This window comes from Nonomuraea sp. NPDC047897 (assembly GCF_043204415.1).
GTDB lineage: Bacteria > Actinomycetota > Actinomycetes > Streptosporangiales > Streptosporangiaceae > Nonomuraea.
Map to the genome: position 1 here is coordinate 490,017 of NZ_JBIDCC010000002.1, position 18,695 is coordinate 508,711.

Annotated in this window: 16 protein-coding genes and 4 tRNA genes; 8 read left to right on the forward strand and 12 right to left on the reverse strand. The window is 74.7% G+C overall.

Annotated elements, in window-relative coordinates:
• The first annotated feature begins 74 nt into the window (after nt 1-74).
• On the forward strand, nt 75-1,262 hold the full coding sequence (gene ligD, locus ACGF0J_RS05615; protein ID WP_393142285.1) for a non-homologous end-joining DNA ligase: 1,188 nt from the start codon (nt 75-77) through the stop codon (nt 1,260-1,262).
• Here the strand turns inward: ligD and ACGF0J_RS05620 are convergent.
• Together ACGF0J_RS05620 and ACGF0J_RS05625 are read right to left on the reverse strand one after the other, a co-directional pair.
• Nucleotides 1,238-2,401, reverse strand: coding sequence for an acyltransferase (locus tag ACGF0J_RS05620; RefSeq protein ID WP_393142286.1), 1,164 nt, complete (start codon nt 2,399-2,401; stop codon nt 1,238-1,240). The genes ligD and ACGF0J_RS05620 overlap by 25 nt on opposite strands.
• A 93-nt stretch (nt 2,402-2,494) precedes the next feature.
• A complete protein-coding gene (locus ACGF0J_RS05625; protein WP_393142287.1) occupies nt 2,495-3,661 on the reverse strand; it encodes an alpha/beta hydrolase in 1,167 nt (388 codons plus the stop codon).
• 314 nt (nt 3,662-3,975) lie between these two features.
• On the opposite strand from ACGF0J_RS05625, the gene ACGF0J_RS05630 reads away from it, so the two are divergent.
• The gene (locus ACGF0J_RS05630) at nt 3,976-5,313 is read left to right on the forward strand and encodes an MFS transporter (protein ID WP_393142288.1); all 1,338 of its coding nucleotides are present in this window, start codon (nt 3,976-3,978) and stop codon (nt 5,311-5,313) included.
• Here the strand turns inward: ACGF0J_RS05630 and ACGF0J_RS05635 are convergent.
• The 3 genes from ACGF0J_RS05635 to ACGF0J_RS05645 form a co-directional block, all read right to left on the reverse strand.
• Nucleotides 5,297-6,718, reverse strand: a complete 1,422-nt coding sequence (locus ACGF0J_RS05635; protein WP_393142289.1) for an NAD(P)/FAD-dependent oxidoreductase — start codon at nt 6,716-6,718, stop codon at nt 5,297-5,299. The two genes, ACGF0J_RS05630 and ACGF0J_RS05635, sit on opposite strands and share 17 nt — an antisense overlap.
• Nucleotides 6,719-6,776: 58 nt before the next feature.
• On the reverse strand, nt 6,777-7,349 hold the full coding sequence (locus tag ACGF0J_RS05640; RefSeq protein WP_393142290.1) for a helix-turn-helix domain-containing protein: 573 nt from the start codon (nt 7,347-7,349) through the stop codon (nt 6,777-6,779).
• A gap of 209 nt (nt 7,350-7,558) precedes the next feature.
• Nucleotides 7,559-8,314: an IclR family transcriptional regulator gene (locus ACGF0J_RS05645; protein WP_393142291.1), complete on the reverse strand. Its 756-nt coding sequence runs from the start codon at nt 8,312-8,314 to the stop codon at nt 7,559-7,561.
• Between the two features lie 81 nt (nt 8,315-8,395).
• Here ACGF0J_RS05645 and ACGF0J_RS05650 point away from each other — a divergent pair, with 81 nt between their 5' ends.
• From ACGF0J_RS05650 to pcaC, 5 genes are all read left to right on the forward strand, one after another.
• Nucleotides 8,396-9,553, forward strand: coding sequence for a 4-hydroxybenzoate 3-monooxygenase (locus ACGF0J_RS05650; RefSeq protein ID WP_393142292.1), 1,158 nt, complete (start codon nt 8,396-8,398; stop codon nt 9,551-9,553).
• Between the two features lie 28 nt (nt 9,554-9,581).
• Nucleotides 9,582-10,256 carry a protocatechuate 3,4-dioxygenase subunit beta gene (gene pcaH, locus ACGF0J_RS05655; RefSeq protein ID WP_393142293.1) on the forward strand — a complete coding sequence of 225 codons (675 nt, stop codon included), beginning with the start codon at nt 9,582-9,584 and terminating at the stop codon, nt 10,254-10,256.
• Entirely contained in the window at nt 10,253-10,780 is a 528-nt protein-coding gene (locus ACGF0J_RS05660; RefSeq protein ID WP_393142294.1) for a protocatechuate 3,4-dioxygenase subunit alpha, read from the forward strand. The genes pcaH and ACGF0J_RS05660 overlap by 4 nt, the downstream gene beginning before the upstream one ends.
• Nucleotides 10,770-12,131: a lyase family protein gene (locus ACGF0J_RS05665; protein ID WP_393142295.1), complete on the forward strand. Its 1,362-nt coding sequence runs from the start codon at nt 10,770-10,772 to the stop codon at nt 12,129-12,131. The genes ACGF0J_RS05660 and ACGF0J_RS05665 overlap by 11 nt, the downstream gene beginning before the upstream one ends.
• Nucleotides 12,132-12,313: 182 nt before the next feature.
• Entirely contained in the window at nt 12,314-13,486 is a 1,173-nt protein-coding gene (gene pcaC, locus ACGF0J_RS05670) for a 4-carboxymuconolactone decarboxylase (protein ID WP_393142296.1), read from the forward strand.
• Nucleotides 13,487-13,491: 5 nt separating this feature from the next.
• On the opposite strand, the gene ACGF0J_RS05675 is transcribed toward pcaC, so the two are convergent.
• From ACGF0J_RS05675 to ACGF0J_RS05705, 7 genes are all read right to left on the reverse strand, one after another.
• A complete protein-coding gene (locus ACGF0J_RS05675) occupies nt 13,492-14,388 on the reverse strand; it encodes an ATP-binding protein (RefSeq protein ID WP_393142297.1) in 897 nt (298 codons plus the stop codon).
• Nucleotides 14,378-15,247 (reverse strand): MEDS domain-containing protein, encoded by an 870-nt coding sequence (locus ACGF0J_RS05680; protein WP_393142298.1) that lies wholly within the window; start codon nt 15,245-15,247, stop codon nt 14,378-14,380. Before ACGF0J_RS05680 ends, ACGF0J_RS05675 begins: the two co-directional genes overlap by 11 nt.
• Before the next feature lie 467 nt (nt 15,248-15,714).
• Nucleotides 15,715-15,789: transfer RNA gene (locus tag ACGF0J_RS05685), tRNA-Val, on the reverse strand.
• A gap of 19 nt (nt 15,790-15,808) precedes the next feature.
• Nucleotides 15,809-15,880, reverse strand: a tRNA-Gly gene (locus ACGF0J_RS05690).
• A 51-nt stretch (nt 15,881-15,931) separates the two neighbouring features.
• Nucleotides 15,932-16,002 (reverse strand) — tRNA-Cys (locus ACGF0J_RS05695).
• 17 nt (nt 16,003-16,019) lie between these two features.
• A tRNA-Gly gene (locus tag ACGF0J_RS05700) sits at nt 16,020-16,091 on the reverse strand.
• 99 nt (nt 16,092-16,190) lie between these two features.
• Nucleotides 16,191-18,215, reverse strand: coding sequence for an N-acetylmuramoyl-L-alanine amidase (locus ACGF0J_RS05705; protein WP_393142299.1), 2,025 nt, complete (start codon nt 18,213-18,215; stop codon nt 16,191-16,193).
• Nucleotides 18,216-18,396: 181 nt separating this feature from the next.
• Here ACGF0J_RS05705 and ACGF0J_RS05710 point away from each other — a divergent pair, with 181 nt between their 5' ends.
• Nucleotides 18,397-18,672, forward strand: a complete 276-nt coding sequence (locus ACGF0J_RS05710) for a hypothetical protein (protein WP_393142300.1) — start codon at nt 18,397-18,399, stop codon at nt 18,670-18,672.
• Nucleotides 18,673-18,695: the final 23 nt, after the last annotated feature.

Below are 18,695 nucleotides of genomic sequence, written 5' to 3' on the forward strand. Positions count from 1 at the left end.
GTCCCGGACGAACGCGGGCGCGGATACCGGCGCAGGTCCGGAGGATTGTCAGGGGCGCCGCGTAGGGTGGGCGCATGCCCGACATCGAGGTCGCGGGGCGGCAGGTCCGCGTCACCAACCCCGACAAGGTGATCTTCCCGCGCGGTGGTCACACCAAGCTCGACCTGATCCGCTACTACCAGGCGGTGGCCGACGGGGCGCTGCGCGGGGTGGCCGGCCGGCCGATGATCCTCAAGAGGTTCGTGCACGGCATCGAGGAGGAGGCGTTCTTCCAGAAGCGGGCGCCCGCCAAACGGCCCGGCTGGATCGAGGTGGCCGAGCTGCGCTACCGGTCGGGGCTCGGCGCCGAGGAGGTCGTCGTCCGCGACCTCGCCCAGCTCGTCTGGGTGGTCAACCTGGGCTGCGTCGATCTCAACCCGCATCCGGTGCGCGCCGCCGACCTCGCCCATCCCGACGAGCTGCGTATCGACCTCGACCCGGTGCCGGGAGTGGAGTGGGCCGACGTGCTGCGCACCGCGCAGGTCGCGCGGGAGGTCCTCGCCGACCACGGCCTCACCGCCTGGCCCAAGACGTCCGGCTCGCGCGGGTTCCACGTCTACGCCCGGATCGAGCCGTGCCGGCCGTTCGCCGAGGTGCGCAAGGCCGCCGAGGCGGTCGCCCGCGAGGTGGAGCGCCGGGCGCCCGACCTGGCCACCAGCCGGTGGTGGAAGGAGGAGCGGCACGGCGTGTTCGTCGACTTCAACCAGAACGCCTACGACCGCACCGTCGCCTCCGCCTACTCCGTCCGCGCGGTGCCCGACGCCCGCGTGTCCACCCCGCTGACCTGGGACGAGGTGCCGGGCTGCCGGCCGGAGAAGTTCACCATCGACACCGTGCCCAGGCGGCTGGCCGAGACCGGCGACCCGTGGGAGGACATCGACCTGCATGCCGGCTCCCTCGACGGGTTGCTGGAGCTGGCCGAGGCCCTCGGCCCCGCCCCCAAGCCGCCCAAGGGCACCGGCCGTCGCCGGCAGACCCTGCCGGTCATCGAGATCGCCCGCGCCCAGCACAAGGACGAGGTGATGGCCGGCCTCGAACGGTGGAAGGCCCGCCACCCCGAGGCGGCGGCCCGCCTGCAGCCCGCCGACGTGCTGGTCGACGGGATGCGCGGCCGCAGCAGCGTCTGGTACCGGATCCGCGTCAACCTCCAGCACGTCCCCGAGGGAGAGCGTCCGGGGCAGGAGCCGCTGGAGGTCGACTACGACCCGTGGCGCGAGGGCTGAGCCCGCTTCGGGCCCGCCACGTGCGCGCGTTTGCCGTACGCACGTCGCTCATACGCGCCGAACGCGGCGCAGCAGCCGAGCAGCGCCAGCCCGAACACCGGCACCCAGGCCAGCCGGGCGAGCACCCATCCGCCGTCGGCCGGGACGGTGTGCAGCCCGGGCAGCCCCCCGCCGGCCGACATGCCGACGGCCGTGACAGCGATCAGCGCCGTCTGGTGCCACAGGAAGACCGTCATCGCCGACAGGTTCACCAGCGCCACCCCGGCCCAGGCGACGGGCCGGCGCATCAGCCGCCGCAGCGGGCCGAGCAGGAGCAGGGCGGCCCCGCACTGGGCGAGCCCGAAGGACACGGCCGCGAGGGTCGGCGGATCCAAGTTCGACACCGTGGCGCCCGGAACCCCCACCATCGCGGCCGGGTACCCGCCCCAGGCGACCAGCCCGGCGGTCACGGCGGCCCCGCCGGCGAACAACCCCCACCCGGCGGCACGGGCCGGCACGCCACGGGCGGCGCAGGCCGCGCCCACGCAGTACGGCACCAGCCAGCCGGCGACCACGTTCACCCAGCCCAGCCACTGCGGCCCGCCCAGCCCGAACCGCGCCACGTCCACGCACGCCACCACGGCCACCGGCATCGCCGGGTGCAGCCGTCGCGCCAGCGGCGTCGCCGCGGTCAGCACCGCGAAGACCACCAGGAACCACATCGGCGACAGCACCAGTTTGACCAGGGCCCGCACGCTCTCCAGCCCGGCGCCCCACGCCAGCATCGCTCCGGCGGCCACCGCCCACACCGTCACCACGGCCGCGACCGGCCGGAACAGCCGCGCCGTCCGATCCCGCAACCACCGCCCGTACGTCTCCCCCCGGCCCCGGGCGGCGGCCAGACCGCGAGCCCCGACCCAGCCGCCCACCAGGAAGAACACGGCCAACGTCTGGAACACCCACGACACAGGGACGAACTGCGGCAGCTGACGTAACGGGCTCGTGACCCGCACCGTACCGCTGTCGGCGACCAGCGCCGTCACCAGCCAGTGCCCCAGCACCACCCCGCAGATGGCCAGCGCACGCAACGCGTCCAGCCCCCGATCACGCCCCTCGGGCGTGGCAGCCTCCACCCGGCGCACCATCGGGACGCCCCTCACGGTCGCACCACCCAGCGGCGCGGCGACGCGCCGGACGGCCGGAACCCGCCGTGCGGCGACGCTCCGGACGGCCGGAACCCGCCGTGCGGCCGGTCAGCCATGACGTCCGTCCGTGGCGGCCGGCCGGCCGAGGACGATCCGGGCGATGTTCGCCAGCGCCACGGACCCGGCTCGCAGGTAGTCGCTGTGGCCGCCGTCGCCCGCCGGGAAGACGCGGGCGCCGAACCCCCGGGACACCGGGTCCGCCCCGAACCCCAGGGTGGCGAACGGCAGCCGCACGCGCGTGTGCGGCACCGCGGAGATCCAGTCACCCGCCCCACGGCCGGCCCAGACGGTGGCGCCGGTCCGCAGGCCGGAGACGTGGTCGGCACCGGTGCCCGGGCTGCCGTACAGGACGATGTCGGTGATCCCGGGCTCGGCCGCGGCCCGCGCGCACACCACGGACCCGTAGGAGTGGCAGACGAGGACGACCCGGACGCCGGGCCGTGCCGTGCGGAGGTCCCGCACGAAACGGCGCAGGCCGGGCGCGGCGCGTTCGGCGAGCCCGGCGGTCAGTTGCTCGGCCCCGAACCTGCCCGGTGTCCGATACCCCAGCCACGCCACAACGGCGGACGGGGCGGCGGACGGGGCGGCGGACGGGCTGGCGGTCCCGGGGTTCGGCGGCGGTTGGGGGAGGGCCTGCCCGGACGCCACCGAGCCGGGCGGGGCCGAGCGGCCGTGCACCTCCGAGCGGCCGTGCACCTCATGGTGCAACGCCGACGCGCCGGCCCGGAGGCGGCCGTACCGGTCGAGGCTGGTGTCGGCGCCGGGGACCAGGACGGCGATCCGCCCGGCACGCGACAGGTCCCCGAACACCTCGGCGGCACGGCCCCCGTCGCGCCCGTCGAAGGACAGGAAGGTGCGCGCCGGGTCGGCCATGGCGCGCAAGGAAGCGGCCCGCCGCAGGTGACCGTGTGCGGCGGCCGTCCGCTCCGCGTCCCTGATGGCGGCGCGGGAGGCGGCGTACCGATCGGCGAGCGCGGCCGGGGTGGCGGCGCGCAACGGCCGCACCGGGGCCGGGACCGGCGCGGGCACGGCCTGAGGCTGTGCCGCCCCCGCCACCGGCACGGCCACCGACGCGGTGACCAGCATGGCCAGGACCCCTCGCCGCAACCGTCCCGGGCGGCCACGACCCCCACCGCCGCGCGCCGCGAGCACGGGCGAGCGGCCCGCGGGGGGCGACAGGGGTGCGCGGGAGACGTCGCGCGGCTGGGGCGCCATCGGTGGGGTCCTTCCGTACCGGTTGTGGTTACGGTGGCCAAATTAGGGATCACGTCCCGTCACCGGCGTCCCGCCGCGGGCCCTACTCCGCGCCTGGCTCTCAGGTACTACATGGTCCAAACCCGGACACCCGACGCCGCCCGCCCGCCCGGCCCGCCTCCGGTCCGCCCGCCCGGCTTGCCTCCGACCCAGCGGCGCGAGCCGACGCCGGGCGAGGCCGGCGTGAAGGGCGGGAAAACCGATTGACGTCCGCCCGCCCGGTGCGCACGATGATCAGCGCCGGGACGAGCGATGAGGGACGAGGGGGACACCGGGTGACGGAGGACGCACGGACTGGACAACCGAGCCCCCCGACGGCCGTCCCACCCGCACCGCCCCCCGCCGGACAGTCCGCCGGACAGTCCGCCGGATCGCCCGACGGCCGCTCGCTGTGGCGCGACCGCAACTTCCTCACGTTCTGGGCCGCGCAGACCCTTTCGGTGGCGGGCGACTCGTTCGCGCTCATCGCCGTCCCCCTGCTGATCCTCGACGTCACCGGCTCCGTCGCCCAGATGGGTCTGCTGACCGGCGTGTCGGGCGCGGCGTCGGTCACCGCGGGGATCTTCGCCGGGGTGCTCGTCGACCGGTTCGACCGGCGGATGCTGCTCATCGTCTGCGACCTGCTCCGGTGCGGCCTGTACGCGCTGATCCCGCTCGCCTGGCTGACCGGCGCCCACGTCTGGCTGCTGTACATGGTGCTGCCCCTGGCCGCGGCCGTGGGCATGCTGTTCCAGGTCACGTACGTCTCCTCGGTCCGCAGCCTGGTCGGCGAGCAGCGCGTCACCGAGGCCAACGGCCGGCTGTTCGGCACCGCGGCGGCGGCGGGCGTCCTCGGCCCGATGCTGGCCGGCGCGGTGGCGGGCCTGTGGGGGGCGAGCGCGGCGATCGCCGTGAACGCCGTCAGCTTCGCGGTGTCGGCGGCCGGCGTCTACCTGGTGCGGATCGCCCGCCACACCCCCGCGCCGCGGGAGCGGGACGAGCGGTCGTGGCGCGAACTGCTGGCCGGGGCCGTGTTCCTGTGGCGGCATCCGGTGCTGCGGGTGCTGACGATCCTGCTGTCGTTCTTCATCTTCCTGACGCTCGGGCTGACCGACATCGTGATCTTCCGGCTCAAGCACGACCTGGGCCAGTCCGACGCCGTCGTCGGCGGGGTCCTCGGCGTCGCCGCGGTCGGCACGATGACGGGGTCGTTCCTGGTGGCGCGGGTGCGCAAGCGCGTCGGGTTCGGGCCGGCGTGGATCGGGGCGCAGGCCGTGGGCGGCCTGGCGATCGTCAGCATCGGCTTCGCCGACGGTGTGCCGGGGGTGGCGGTGGCGATGGCCTGCTATCTCGCCTGCGTCAGCGTGGCGGGGATCTGCTCGATGTCGCTGCGCCAGCAGGTGACGCCCGACCATCTGCTCGGCCGGGTCACCTCGGCGTTCTGGACCATCCACTTCTCGCTCGGCCCGGTCGGCGCCGCGGCGCTGGGGTGGGGCGCTGCGCGGTTCGGCACGGCCCCGGTGTTCGGGTTCGCGGGCTGCTGCTGCCTGGCCATCGCGGCGGCCGCCCTGTTCACGCCGGTACGCCGGAGGAACCCCGAGGCCGACGGGCCCGGGGTCAGCGGCCCGCGATGAGGTCGGCCAGCCGGGCGTAGGCCGAGGTCGTGGTGCCCCGCTCGTTCTCGTGCCGGTCGGCCGCCCGGTACAGGGTGTAGATGAGGTGCACCCCGGCCCATCGCAGCGGCTCCGGCTCCCACTGGCGCACCTGGCGGCCCACCCACGGCAGCGCGGTCAGCTCGGTGTCGTGCCGCAGCACCAGGTCACGCAGGGTCCGTCCGGCCAGGTTGGCGGTGGTGACGCCGCTGCCCACGTAGCCGCCCGCCCAGCCGAGGCCGGTGGCGTGGTCGAGGTGCACGGTGGAGCACCAGTCGCGCGGTACGCCGAGGACCCCGCACCACGAGTGCTGTACGCGCGCGTCGGCCGCCGCCGGGAACAGTTTGACCAGCATCCGCCACAGCAGCGCCACGGTGGACGCCTGGGTGGCGCCCCGGCGGTCGGTGCGTGAGCCGAACCGGTACGGCACGCCGCGTCCGCCGATCGCGATGCGGTCGTCGGCGGTGCGTTGCGCGTAGACGTAGGCGTGGGCGGTGTCGCCGAGCAGTTCGCTCTGCGCCCAGCCGATGTGCTTCCACACCTCGGCGGGTAGCGGCTCGGTGACGATCATGGAGCTGTTCATCGGCAGCCACTGCCGGCGCTGCCCGGCCAGGCCGGCGGTGAACCCCTCGGTGGCGCGGATGACGTATTCGGCCGACACGACGCCCCGCGGGGTGACGGCCTCGGCGGGGCGGCCGTCGCGGCGCGGGCGGATCTCGGTCACGGTGGTGTCCTCGAAGACGTCCACGCCGAGCCCGGCGACGACCCGGGCCAGCCCGACGGCCAGCTTGGCCGGTTGGACGCGGGCGCAGTGCGGGGAGTAGGCGGCTTCCAGGGTGCCCGCCACCTGCAGGCGTTCGCGCTGCTCGTCGCGGCTCAGCAGCCGCATGTCGTCCTCGCCGTACCCCCAGGCGCGCAGGTCGGCGACCTCGGCGCGCAGCCGGCGGCGCTGCGCCGGGTTGGTGGCGACGTGCAGCACGCCGCCCTTGTGCACGTCGGCGTCGACGCCCTCGTCGCGGGCGACGTCGATGACCTCGCCCACCGCGCCGAACATCGCCCGCTGCAGGTCGATCATGGCCTGCCGGCCGCGGGCCTCGGCGTGCCGCTCGCGCGACCCGGCGAACTCGGCCGACAGCCAGCCGCCGTTGCGCCCTGACGCCCCGAACCCGGCGAACTCCTTCTCCAGGATCGCCACGCGCAGGCCGGGGTCGGCCTTTTTCAGGTAGTAGGCCGTCCACAGTCCGGTGTAGCCGCCGCCGACGATGGCCACGTCGTAGGCGCGGGAACCCGGCAGCGCCGCCCGCCGGTCCGGCAGGCCGATCTGCAGGTACCAGAAGGAGACGCCGCCATTGGCGAAGTCCCCGCTCAGCGGGATGCCTCGTGTCACGTCAGGAACCTTCCCCATCTGGCTCATCGGAAAAAACGTACGAAATCGGACAAGAAGGTTACGGCGTCGGCGGGCTGACCACCCACAGCACCTCGGCGACCTCGTCGCCGTCGTTGACCGCCCGATGGGGGACGGAGGTGCGGTACTCGACGCTGTCTCCCGGCCCCAGCGCGTGCGCGACGCTCTCGCCCGGCGGGCCGAGCCAGACGGCGACCCGCCCGCGCAGCACCAGGAAGATCTCCTGCGAGTCGCCGTGCGTGTACGGCTCGTCGCCGGTGGAGGCGCCGGGATCGAGTTCACCGGCGTACATCTCCACGCCGCGCAGCGGGCGCTGGGAGACGAGGAACTTGCGCACGCCCGGCCCGGCGGGCAGGGTGGGCCGCTGCTCGCGGCGCACCACCCGGTGCCCCACCTCGATCTCGTCGCTGAACAGCTCGGCCACCGTCAGGCCGAGCGCCTGCGCGATCCGGCGCAACATCCCCACGCTCGCGCTGGTCTGCCCGCGTTCGAGCTGGCTGATGAAGCTGGGGCTGGCCTGGGCCTCGACGGCGAGCGCCCGCACGGTCAGTCGGCGCATGGTCCGGTACGCCCGGATGCGGGCGCCCAGCCGCGCGGTCTCGGACTCGGCCATCGAACCCCTTGATCACCTCTACTGAACAACCTGTTCAGTGACAACGAAGGGAACGTACAGGCGTCCGATAACGACGCGATAACGTGCCTGCTGGGGCGGGCCTCCACCCGGAGTGTCGCCGTGCCGGGCGCGGTGGACCGGGTCGCCCGGCCAGACCGCGCGGACCCTCGACGGCGGCCGCTCTCACCGCCCCTCGAAGGCGACCGCCCTCACCGCCCCTCGACGGTGGCCCGCGCGATCTGCCCCGCCGCCCCGCGCAGCGGCTCGACCAGGCGGTGCAGCTCGCGGGCCCGCCGGGAGGAGATCACGATGCCCAGCGCGGCGACGGCCCGCCCGTCCACCAGCACCGGCACGGCCGCCGAGCAGGTGCCGAGCGTCATCTCCTCGTACGTCAGCGCGTACCCCTGGGCGCGCACGGCGGCCAGCTCCCGCGCCAGCCGCCCCGGCTCGGTGATCGTGTGCGGGGTCGGCCGCTCCAGCTCGCGCGCCAGGTACGCCTGCACGAACCAGTCGGGCTCGTAGCCGAGCAGCGCCTTGCCCACGCCGGTCGGGTGCATGGGCAGCCGCCCGCCGGTCCGCGACACGATGGGCACCGCCCGCCGCCCGTGGACCTTGTCCACGTACAGCACCTCCAGGCCGTCGCGCACGGCCAGATGGACGTTCTCCCCGGTGCTCGCGAACACCTCCTGCAGCCACGGATGCGCGAGGTCCCGCAACCGGCCCGGCGCGAGCTGGCCCAGCTCCCACAGCCGCATCCCGATCCGCAACCGGCCGTCGGACGTGCGGCTGAGCGCCTGCCACTCCTCCAGCTCCGCGACCAGCCGGTGCGTCGTGCTCAGCGCCACCCCGCTGCGCCGCGCCAGGTCCGTCAGCGTGAGCTGCTGGTGGGCCGGGTCGAACGCGCCCAGGATGGCGAGCACCTTGGACGTCACCGAACGCCCGCCCTCCCGCGCACCACCGGCCATGCGGCCATCCTGGCATCGGTCTTCCACCCAGTGGAAGGCCGAGCTGGGCCTGGCCGCGGGCCGGGATGGGATGCTTGCCCCATGCGAACCCAGGTCGGGATCATCGGGGCCGGACCCGCCGGACTGCTCCTGTCGCACCTGCTCCACCTGCGCGGCATCTCCTCCGTGGTCCTGGAGAGACGCAGCCGGGACCACGTCGAGCGGCGCGTCCGCGCCGGCGTGCTGGAGCAGGGCACGGTCGACACCCTCGTCCAGGCGGGCGTAGGCGACAGGCTGCTGCGCGAAGGGCTGCCGCACCACGGCATCGAGCTCAGGTACGGCGCCGAACGCCACCGCATCGCGTTCGACAAGCTCGTCTCGGGCAGGTCCATCACCGTGTACGGACAGCAGGAGATCGTCAAGGACCTCATCGCCGCCAGGCTGGCGGCGGGCGGCGACGTCCGCTTCGAGGTGGACGACGTGGCGCTGCACTCGCCGGAGGAACGGCCCTACCTCACCTTCGGCGGCGGCCGGCGGCTCGACTGCGACGTCGTCGCCGGCTGCGACGGCTTCCACGGGGTGTCCCGCCCGTCGGTCCCCGACGGCGTGCTCACCACCTACGAACGCGTCTATCCCTTCGCCTGGCTCGGCATCCTCGCCAGGGTGGCGCCGTCGGCGGAGGAGCTCATCTACGCCAGGACCGAGCGCGGCTTCGCCCTGCACAGCATGCGATCGCCCGAAGTCAGCCGCTTCTACCTGCAGGTCCCGCCCGACACCAGCCTAGGCGACTGGCCGGACGAGCGGATCTGGGCCGAGCTGAAGGCCCGGCTGGAGACCGTGCCCGGCTTCACACTGGCCACCGGCGAGATCGTCGAGAAGGGCGTCACCCCGATGCGGGGATTCGTCACCGAGCCCATGCAGTACGGCAGGCTCTACCTCGCCGGCGACGCCGCCCACATCGTGCCGCCCACCGGCGCCAAGGGCCTCAACCTGGCCGTCGCCGACGTGCGCGTGCTCACCGAGGCGCTCGACGCCTACTTCACGACCGGCTCCACCGACCTGCTCGACGGCTACTCCCGGGCGTGCCTGCGGCGCGTGTGGCGGGCCCAGCACTTCTCGTACTGGATGACGACGCTGCTGCACACCTTCGACACCGACGACGACTACGGCCGGCGGCTGCAGGTGTCCCACCTCGACCAGGTCACCTCCTCGGAGGCGGCGGCGACCACCCTGGCCGAGAACTACGTGGGCCTGCCATGACGAACCCGACACCCGACCGAGGACGGCCATGACCACCCCCCACCCGCCCTACCTGAGCCCCGGCTACCGCAGCACCCTCCTGCGGGCGCCCGCGCAGCCGCCCGTGCCGTTCCGGGCCGACCCCGACACGATCGAGCTGACCAGCCCCGTCTTCGGGCACGACGAGGTCGGCGAGCTCGACCACGACCTGACCCGCCGGCACGCGGGCGAGCCGATCGGCGAGCGCATCATCGTCACCGGCCGCGTCCTCGACGACGCCGGCCGGCCCGTCCGCGCCACGCTGGTGGAGCTGTGGCAGGCCAACTCGGCCGGCCGGTACGCGCACGACCTCGACCGGCACCCGGCCCCGCTCGACCCCAACTTCACCGGCGCCGGCCGCTGCCTCACCGACGACGAGGGCCGCTACCGGTTCGTCACGATCAAGCCCGGCGCCTACCCGTGGCGCAACCACCCCAACGCCTGGCGGCCCGCCCACCTGCACTTCTCCGTGTTCGGGACGGCGTTCACCCAGCGGCTCGTCACCCAGATGTACTTCCCGGGCGACCCGCTGATCCCGTACGACCCGGTGCTGCGGTCCATCCCCGACGCCGCCGCCCGCGACCGGCTCGTCTCGTCCTTCTCCCTGGACGTGACCGAACCGGAGTGGGCTCTGGGGTACACCTTCGACATCGTGCTCGGCCGCACGCCCGTGGAGAACCCATGACCATCACGCCGTCGCAGACCGTCGGGCCGTTCTTCGCCCACGCGCTGCCGTACCCGCACGACTGGGAGCTCGTGCCGCCCGGCCACCCCGGCGCCGTCACCCTGGAGGGGCGGGTGCTCGACGGGGCCGGCGACCCGGTGCCTGACGCCCTGCTCGAACTGTGGCTCGGGCGCACCGGCGACCGCGGCGCGCTGCGGCGGGGCGACGGCGGCGTGTCCGGGTTCGGCCGGTGCGCCACCGCGCCCGACGGCACGTACCGGTTCCGCACCGCACCGCCCGCGGGGCCGTACCTGTCACTGCAGATCTTCGCGCGCGGGCTGCTGCGGTCGGTGCTCACCCGCGTCTACCTCGACGACGGGCCCGACCCGCTGCTCGACGGCCTCGACCCCGCACGGCGCGCCACCCTGCTCGCCACCCCGCTCGCCACCCCGCTCACCACCCCGCCCGCCACCCGCTCCGGCGACGCCTACCGGTTCGACGTGCGCCTGCAAGGGGAGGGGGAGACGGTCTTCCTTGACTTCTGACGGGACGCGCCACGGGGCCGCGACCCCGGGCGGCGCATCGGAACGGGCGGCCCGGGACACGGCCCCGGACGCCGGGCTGCTCACCCCGGTCCGGGCGGGCACGCGGGTGGAGCGGCTCACCTCCGACACGGCCTGGGCGCGCGCCATGCTGGACGCCGAGGCCGCCCTCGCCCGCGCCCAGGCCCGCGCCGGTCTCATCCCCGAACGGGCCGCGGCGCTCATCACCCGGGCGGCGGCGGACCTCACCGTGGACCCCGCCGGCCTGGCCCGCCGCGCCCGCCGCTCGGCCACCCCCGTCGTCCCCCTGGTGACCGACCTGCGCGCCGCCGCCGGCGAGGCGGCCGGCTTCGTGCACAGGGGCGCGACCAGCCAGGACATCGTGGACAGCGCCGCCATGCTGGTCTCCTCCCGCGCGCTCGCGGCGATCACGGCCGGCCTGGAGGCGGCCATGCGCCCCCTCGCCGCCCTCGCCGACCGGCACCGCGACACCGTGATGGCCGCCCGCACGCTGGGACAGCAGGCCGTGCCCACGACGTTCGGCCTGAAGGCGGCCGGGTGGCTGGCCGGGCTGCTGCGCGCCCGCGACCGGCTGGCGGCGCTGCGGCTGCCGGCCCAGCTCGGCGGCGCGGCCGGCACCCTGGCGGCCCTCGTCGAAACGGCCGCCATGGAGCCGCCCTCCCCGGCGGCGGGCGCGCCCGCGCCGCAGGCGAGGGCCCTCGCCCTGGTGGACCTGTTCGCGGAGGAGCTCGGACTGGCCACCCCTCAGACGCCCTGGCACGCCGACCGGACCGTGGTGGGAGAGCTGGGCGCGGCCCTCACGGGCACGGCGGAGGCGCTCGGCAAGGTGGCCACGGACGTGATCCTGCTGGCCCAGACCGAGGTCGGCGAGGTCGCCGAAGCCGCTCCCGGCGGTTCGTCGGCCATGCCGCACAAGCGCAACCCCGCCCTGTCGGTGCTCGTCCGCTCGGCCGCGCTCCAGGTGCCGGTGTACGCCTGGCCGCTGGGCCGCTCCGGCGAGCACGAGCGGGCCGCCGGCGCGTGGCAGGCGGAGTGGGCGCCCCTGCGCGAGTGCCTGCGGCTGACCGGCGGCGCCGCCGAGACGGCCGCCGAACTGCTGGCGGGCCTTGAGGTGTTCCCCGGCCGGATGCGCGCCAACCTCGACCTCACCGGCGGCCGCGTCGTGTCCGAACGGCTGGCCGCCCACCTGCCGGCGGACGAGCTGGCCGAACTGCTGCGCGGCGACGGCCCGCTGCGGGGTCCGGACGACCTGCTGGACCCGGCCGCCTATCTGGGCGCCGCCCGCGAACTCGTCGACCGCGTCCTCGCCGCCTACCGCGACCGCCGCACCTAGCACCGCACCGCACCGCACCGCACGGCGCCGCACCGTACGGCGCCGCACCGCACGCGGGCGGCACGCGGCCGGCTCCGGCACCACGGACCGGCGACCGGGCCGATGCGCGCGGTGGAGGCAGCACCAGCACCGTGGACCGGCCACCGGGCCGCGGCACCAGCACCACACCACCGGGACGGACCATGACAGCACCGCTCACCCTTCACCACCGCGTCGACGGCCCCGCCGACGGGCCGCTGCTCGTCCTCGGGCCGTCCCTCGGCACCACCATGGACGTCTGGCGCCCCCAACTGCCCGCGCTCACCGCGTCGTGGCGCGTGCTCAGGTACGACCTGCCCGGCCACGGCGGCTCGCCGGCCGCGCCCGCCGGGTTCACCATCGCCACGCTGGCGCGGGCCGTGCTCGGCCTGCTGCCGGACGAGCCCTTCGCCGTCGGCGGCGTCTCCCTCGGCGGCGCCGTCGCGACCGCCGTCGCCGGCACGCTCACCGAGCCCGGCCGGGTAAGCGGGCTCGTACTCTGCTGCACCGCCGCCCGCTTCGGCGAGCCCGGACCGTGGCGGGACAGGGCCGCCGCCGTCCGCGCCGGCGGGGTGGCGTCCCTCGCCCCGGTCCTCGGCCCGCGCTGGTTCACCCCGGGCTACGACGGCGGCTGGATCCTGGACATGCTGGCCGAGGTGGACGCCGAGTCGTACGCCGCCTGCTGCGAAGCCCTCGCCGGCTGCGACCTGACCGGCCGCCTGTCCGCCGTCACCGCCCCGACCCTGGTCGTCGCGGGCGCCGACGACCCGGCGACCCCCCTGGACCAGGCACTCGTCCTCCTCCGGGGCATCCCGGACGCCCGCCTCACGGTCATCCCGAACGCCGCCCACCTGGCCAACGTGCAACGCGCGAACGCGGTGACCCGATCCATCACCGACCACCTGAACCCCCTGCTCCCCGCGCACCCGGACCGCGAGAGGCCGGGGCCCGGCCGGTCCGGAGGCGGCCGGCAGGAGAGCTGGGCGGCCGGGATGCGGACCCGGCGCGAAGTGCTGGGCGACGCCCACGTCGATCGGGCGACGGCGGCCACCACCGGCTTCACCCACGACTACCAGCACCTCATCACCCGCTACGCCTGGGACGAGATCTGGAACCGTCCCGGCCTGGACCGCCGCACCCGGAGCTGCGTCACCCTCACCGCACTCGTCGCCGGCGGCCACCTGGACGAGCTGGCCCTGCACGTACGCGCGGCGCTGCGCAACGGACTGACCTCGGACGAGATCGGCGAGGTGCTGCTGCAGGCGGCGATCTACTGCGGGGTCCCGGCGGCCAACGCCGCCTTCGCCGTCGCCCAACGCGTCCTGGCCGAGGGCTGACCGGGTCAGGAGCCGGGTTCGCTTCGGAAGCGCCGGGCCGCGTCGTCGTGGTCGGCGTACACGGTGAACGGGGTCGGGCTCAGGGCGTCGAGCCGCTCCCGGAACCCGGCGGCGGGCCCGGCCAGGACGACCATCCCGGAGGCGGCCTCGACCTGACGCTGCGCCGTGATCAGCGCGGCGACGCCGACCGCGTCCCAGAACGTCACCCCGCTCAGGTCGAGCACCAGCCGCGGCCGGCCCGCGGACGCGACGTCGCCCACCACGGCGGTGATCTCCTCGGCGGCCTGCTCGCTCAGGGTCCCGGTGAGTTCGAGCAGCACGTGCGAGCCGTGCTCGTGCCGGACGAGCCCGAACGGCGAACCGTCCGCGGCGGCGGGCAGGGTGAAGTCGACGGTGGCGACGCTCTCCCCGGGCCCGGTGACGAGCGTGAAGCCGTCGGTCAGGTAACGGGCGATCCACAGCCCGTGCCCATGCCGGACGGGCCACCGGACACCGCCCCCCGTGCCCCCTCCCGCACCGATATCCGCACTGCCGTCCGCGTCGGGTTCCGTGCCGTTCCCGGCGCGGGCGCCCGCGGCGGCTCCGGGCGGGCCCGCGTCGCTGACCTCGCACCGCAGGACGCCGTCCACCCGCCAGATGCGCACCCGCCCGCTCCCCGCACCGTGGATGACGGCGTTGGTGGCCAGCTCGTGCACGGTCATCACCAGGTCCATGACCCGGCCGTCGGGCAACCCGGCCCGCGAGGCGTGCGCCTCCAGCGTGGCCCGCAGCGCGTAGAGGGAGTCGCCGTCGAACGGCTGCTCCAGCAGCGGCTCGGTCACACCGGCGGCCGGCTCGGCGCCGGAGTGTGCCCGCCGGGCGGGCGCGGCCGGCGGGCCGTCCACGGGTCTGTCAGCCGTCATGACCGGTCACCAGGCTCACTCCGGAGATGCCGGCGGCCCCCAGCAGGACGAGCCGGGAGGCGATCGGGTGGCCGCAGCGCAGCACGACCGACCGGTCGGGCGCCATGGTCCGCGCCGCGTCGAGGACCATCCGCGCGCTCGGCAGGTCGATGAAGGACAGCTCCGTCATGTTGATCGTGATGTCACCGTCCATCCTGATCGTCTCGGCCAGCGCCAGCGCCAGCGACTCCTCGGCCGTCCGGTCGAGCTGCCCGGCCACCCGGATGCCGGGCGGCGCGTACTGGCGGCAGATGCGCAGCAGCGGATCGCTGTGGTAGGTCGCGGCGGCCACCGAACGCGTGTGGAAGGAGGACACCGAAGCCAGCGTGACCGGGTCGAACCGATCACGGTCGTACTGGCACAGAACCGACACGCCGGTGTCCGACAACGCCGTGGCGATCTCCTCCTCGAACGCCGGCAACTGCTCGATCCCGCTGATGGGCCGTAGCGCCCACCCCATGTCGAGGGCCACCCGGAGACCGGAGTATCGCTCGCGCGGGGTCAGCTCCATCTGCCGGCGCAGCCACCCCATCGCGTGGTCCACCGTGAACGAGTGCCCGGACAGCAGGCCGTCACGGGAGGCCACCACGTCCATGCTGCCCGCCTCGGTGGCGGACCGCACGGCGACGCCGCGGCGGCCCAGCTCGGTCAGCGCACCCTGCGGCTCCTCGCACAGCCACACTACCCGCTGGCCGCCGGACAGGCCGTCGCGGATGTAGGCGGCGGTCAGGTCGAGCAGTTCCTCCGGCTCGCCGAAGGTCAGACACGCATGATCATTGAGCTCCAGGTCAGTGATCTGCACCTCTGCGTTGACCGTCACCGTGTCACCCATCCCGCCCGAGCGTCCCTCATCGGACCACCCAGAGTAGCGATCAGTTCTGATCGCACCCACCTCCTTCGCGGTCCCGGACCCCGGCGCCGGCCGCGGGGGGCGGCCGGTCCGCCGGCCGGCGGCTTGCCGCCGACCCGTATCCGCCTCCTTGTGCCCCGGTGACCGGCGAGTTCACCTCGACGGCGCCACGACCTTCCAGGCGTGGTCGAACCGGCTCGGAGACGGGCGAACGACCGAAGGCCGGCCGCCTGTCTCCGGCTCTGAGCGTGGTGGTCGTGCCGTCACGCCGCACCGTCGCCGGCCCTGTGCGCGGCGGTCGTGTCCTCATGCCGCACCGCGCGGGGGCGGTCGTGCGGCACGCTGCTCTCCGGCCCCGACCGCCGAGGAACGGGTGCGCCCGGAACGACCGCAAACCCCGGTCTCACGGGGTGAGCCGCGAGCCGGGGTTTGAAGGGTGGTGGACGATACTGGGATTGAACCAGTGACCTCTTCCGTGTCAGGGAAGCGCTCTCCCGCTGAGCTAATCGTCCGTGTTGAGTTGTCACTCAGAGCGGAAGACGGGATTCGAACCCGCGACCCTCACCTTGGCAAGGTGATGCTCTACCACTGAGCCACTTCCGCGTGGCGTCGCGCTTTACTTTAGCGGATCCCGAAGGGTCCGCCGACAAGCCGAGGTGGAGACGGGATTTGAACCCGTGTGGACGGCTTTGCAGGCCGCTGCCTCGCCTCTCGGCCACTCCACCATGGAGTTTGCGCTCCGAGCGGAAGACGGGATTCGAACCCGCGACCCTCACCTTGGCAAGGTGATGCTCTACCACTGAGCCACTTCCGCGTGCTCCCGGCGGTGCCGGGCCACGGGAAAACCATATCGTCTCCGCGGAGTGCCCGTGCGCAGCGAACGGGCGGTGGGCGGAAATTCGTGGCCGGGAGATCAGTGGACCACCCGGACGTCCTTGGCCTTGACGTACATGACGCGGTGGCCGAGCTGGATCTGGTGGTAGCGCTGCCGGCCGGTGACAGTGACGTGCCGGTCCGGGTCGTAGGAGCCGGCCGACAGGTACGAGCTGCGCACCGTGTGCCCGAGCGCGTACGCCTGGCCGGGCCGGATGACGTACGGCAGGGGGACGCGCTCCTGGAAGTCGACGCCCGTGCCGCGGTAGGCGGGCTGCCCGGGGAAGGCGCGGCCGTACACCTTGACGTCGTCCTTGAGCGGCATGACCAGCGGCCCGCCGGCCGGCACGGCCGCGGGGTTCTGCGGCGGGTTGTGGAACCACGCCTTGCGGCCCAGGTACCAGATGGCCGTCCAGTCGCCGCGGGTGCCGGCCACGGCGAACCGCTGGCCGGTGGAGACCCGGGCGCTGTGGTCGTACACGCTGGACGTGCTCGGCTTGCCCACCCGCTTGCCGACGTCGTCCACCAGTGGGGCGTCAGCGCGCGGCTCGGTGCGCAGCCACACCGCGGACGCGCCGTGCGGCTCGCACGCCCGGGCCGGGTGTGCCTTGACGCAGCCGGTGAAGGTGGGCTGGTTGGTGCCGTAGTCGGGCAGGACGACGACCGACGCGGGGGCGTCCTCGCCGTCGCGGCCGGTCCGGACCGTTCTGGCGGCGGCGGCCCGGCGGGCGCCCTTCGGGGCGTCGGCGGGCCGGGCGCGGGAGGTGAGGGGACCGGCGTGCCGGCGTGCGGAGTCGCGGTCGTCCCGCGCCCGGGGGTCGTCGTGCAGGGGGCTGCCCATCAGCTCGAAGTAGTGAGCCCAGTCCCAGTACGGGCCGGGATCGTCGTGCATGCCCGGCAGCGTCTGCGGGGTGGTGCCCGGCACGTTGTCGTGCCCGAGGATGTGCGCCCGGTCCAGCGGGATGTCGTGCAGGTCGGCGAGATGCCGCACGAGCCTGGCCGAGGCCCGGTACATCGCCTCGGTGTACCAGGCGCCGCCCTTGGCGAGGTAGCCCTCGTGCTCGACGCCGATCGAGCGGGTGTTGACGTCCCAGTTGCCGGCGTGCCAGGCGACGTCCTTGGTGCGCACGTGCTGGGCGACGTGGCCGTCGCTGGAGCGGACCGTGTAGTGCCAGCTCACGTAGTCGGGGTCGGTCACCATCGACTTGATGCCGTCGTAGGAGCCCTCGGTGTCGTGGATGACGATGTAGTCGACGCGCCGCTCGCCCGAGATCCGGTCGTGGTTGCCGTAGTCGCCTCCGCCGGTCCGCTTGTAGGCGGCGGGCATCCACTCGCAGGCCAGCGTGGCCGGGCACTCGGCGTTCTGCGCCCGGCGCAGCGGCGGCGCGGCCGGCGGCCGCAGGCCGGGCACCGGGGCGAGGCGCACCGGGAATCCGTCGTCGGTGCGGCGGGTGGCGCCCTCCCGGATCACCGCGAACACCTCGTCGGCGAAGCTCCTCGCGGTGAGCGGGTCACGCGCCCCCGAGTAGCGGACGACCGCCTGGTACCAGCCGGCCGGGTCGGCGGTGGGGTGCGGCTGGTAGGCGGCGAGCAGCGCGGCGCCGCCCCGGATGTTCGCGGCCGGGTCGGCGCGCAGTTGTCCGGCGGGCAGCCCGGTCAGCCGTGCCGCACGCCGCAGCGACGGCCCCGTGATGTCGGACTCCCCGGGGGCGGGACCGGCTGCCGGACCGGCGGGCCGGTCGGGTCTGGCCTCCGGCGCCCGGGGTGCCGGCCTGGCCCCGTCGCCGCGGGCGTCGCCGGAGGCGTGCGCCGCGTGCCCGCCGTGATCGTCCGGGCGGGCGGCCGTCTCCAGGTCCACGAGGTGCATGGGGCCGTACCCGCCGTCGGTGCTGGGCCGGCCGTCGTGGGTGTCCCAGCGCGACTGCAGGTACGACACCCCGAGCAGGACGCTCACCGGGACTCCGTACTCCCGCGCCGCCTCGGCGAAGTCGCCCTGGCGGCCATGGTCCTGGACGGGCCCCACCAGAGCGCCGGCGGCGAGACCGGCGACGACCCACTGCAGCATGGCAACCCCCCACGGATCGGTCCCGTCAGGTTACTGTCCGTGGTCGTCGCGCAGAAGGAGGTGCCACTCGCCGGTGTTTCGGCCCCGGCCCCGCGCGGGGATCGCGCGTTCGGCGCTAATCCTGCCCGTTTGCGGGCAGGATGTTGGCGTGTCCGGCTGCTTGTGCGTAGTGTCCTCGTCTGTGTCCACGACGCGGCATCCCCATGAGGAACTCATCACCCACCTCACCAGGACCAGCGGGTTAGGTCCCGGCGAGGCGGCTCGCGTGGTCGCCGACGTGCTGTCGTACTTCTCCGAGCCGGTCGAGGAGTTCGTCAGGCGGCGCCACGCCGAGCTGAAGGCCCGCGGCCTCACCAACGACGAGATCTTCCCCCGGGTGGCCGCCGAACTCCGGATGCGCCGGGTGGCGCCGCCCGAGCTGTCCCTGCGCCAGTTGCGCCGCATCGTCTACGGCTGACGGGCCGCCCCGCGGCCCCTGTC